Here is a 2,244-nt window from a genome sequence, read left to right on the forward strand (position 1 = left end):
GACTTTCGTCTCTGCTCGAGCTGTCGCTCTCGCAGTCAAGCTCCCTTCTGCCTTTGCACTCGACGGCTGATTACCGACCAGCCTGAGGGAACCTTTGAACGCCTCCGTTACCTTTTGGGAGGCGACCGCCCCAGTCAAACTACCCACCAGACACTGTCTTCGCCCTGGATGACAGGGCCGAGTTAGAATATCAGAAGATTCAGGGTGGTATTTCAAGGACGCCTCCACCCGACCTAGCGGCCAGGATTCGCAGGCTCCCACCTATCCTACACAGCGTCTTCCAACATCCAATGTCAAGTTGTAGTAAAGGTGCACAGGGTCTTTCCGTCTAGTTGCGGGCACCCGGCTTCTTCACCGGAACAACAAATTCGCTGAGTCACTCCCCGAGACAGCGCTCCAGTCGTTACGCCATTCATGCAGGTCGGAACTTACCCGACAAGGAATTTCGCTACCTTAGGACCGTTCATTCTTGTTACTGACCGTCAGCCTTCTAAGCTGAGGGTCGGTCCGCCATTTCTGACGGACTCTGCAAATCGCTTGGCAGATCGGACTATCTCATCCCGCTTCAATTTCAACGGGTCCGGCATATAGTCTCTGAGGATTCTCAAATTGCTTCAGAATCTCCGCATCGCTGTAGCGTCGCTTGCCTCCATCGTTCATCGTCTCTCGAATTTTCAGAATTTCTTCAATTCCGTTTCGCGTCAGGTGTTGTCCCCTTCGCATTAATTCGACTAGTTGCTTGAACTTGGAGAAGTCTCGCTTCTTCTTTGCGGAGAGAAACCCGAAGCGCTCAAAGAACGGAAGCACGTGTTCCACGATGGCGGTAAAGTTATTCACTTCGAAATACCAGACTCCATCATGTCTCTGTCGCATCGTCCCACACTTGAGGTGACGCTTGAACAAGGCCAAGATCACTTCGTCACGTTGGGAGATGTTGAAACAGAGCGACACTTTCCAGGGCATCTTGTAATCGCTCCGAGGTCGGAACGATACGTTGAAACTACCCTCTCCATCAGTGAAGCCAGCCATGTAATGGCCAACATCGGATGGGATATTGTTCAAATTGAGCATCTGAGCCTTTCCTGCTGATTGCCCGCACCTCGTGGATTGTCACTGCCACCGAATTCGTGGCGAGTACCCGAGGATACACCGGGTGTTCCAGCATTTAGCCAGATTTGTTACGGAACTACAGTGGTCCATTCTATAGTTACGGCCGCCGTTTACTGGGGCTTCCCTTCAAAGCGTCGCCTTGCGGCTAACTCCTCCGGTTAACCTTCCAGCACCGGGCAGGCGTCAGACCCTATACGTCCACTTGCGTGTTCGCAGAGTCCTGTGTTTTTGGTAAACAGTCGCTAGAGCCACTTTATTGCAACCACGTTCGGCTTACCTTGTACAGACTCACCTACGCGTGGCACCCCTTCTCCCGAAGTTACGGGGCTAAATTGCAAAGTTCCTTAGGAAGTGTTCTCTCACGCCCCTTGGTGTATTCCACCCACCTACCTGTGTCGGTTTGCGGTACGGACACAATGATGACTCGCTACGAGGCTTTTCTCGGCAGCATGGGATCAGCCCGTTTGTGGCCTTGCGGCCTCCCCATCACGTCTCGGCGGTAACGGCCTTGCGGATTTGCCAACAAGACCCGCCTACACGCTTAGACCGGGTATTCCAGGGACCCGGCGGTGCCTACCCTTCTGCACCCCCCCTTCGCTGATAACGCCATCACTGTGGTACAGGAATATTGACCTGTTTGCCATCGCCTACGCCTCTCGGCCTCGGCTTAGGATCCGACTCACCCTGACCTGACGAACATAGGCCAGGAAACCTTAGGTTTACGGGGTTGATGATTCTCACATCAATTATCGCTACTTATGCCTGCATAATCTCTTCTCTGCGCTCCAGCTGTCCTTGTCGGTCAACCTTCACCGCACAGAGAATGCTCCCCTACCACTCGCACCTTGCGGTGCAAGTCCGTAGCTTCGGTGGCAAACTTGAGCCCCGATAAATTTTCGGCGCACCATCGCTCGACCAGTGAGCTATTACGCACTCTTTAAAGGATGGCTGCTTCTAAGCCAACCTCCTGGCTGTCTGAGCGACGTTACAACCTTTCCCACTTAGCTTGCGCTTAGGGACCTTAGCTGACGGTCTGGGCTATTTCCCTTTTGACCACGGATCTTAGCACTCGTAGTCTCACTCCCGTGCGTCCAGTAACGGCATTCGGAGTTTGATTGGGTTCAGTAGCGTTGG

General features: G+C 53.3%; 1 rRNA gene. It reads right to left on the bottom strand.

Annotation, left to right across the window (positions count from 1 at the left end):
* A 23S ribosomal RNA gene (locus ACMTNU_RS20465) occupies positions 1-2,244 on the bottom strand; the annotation flags it as partial.

It is taken from the genome of Nitrospira sp. BLG_1, assembly GCF_047338595.1.
Classification (GTDB): Bacteria; Nitrospirota; Nitrospiria; order Nitrospirales; family Nitrospiraceae; genus Nitrospira_D.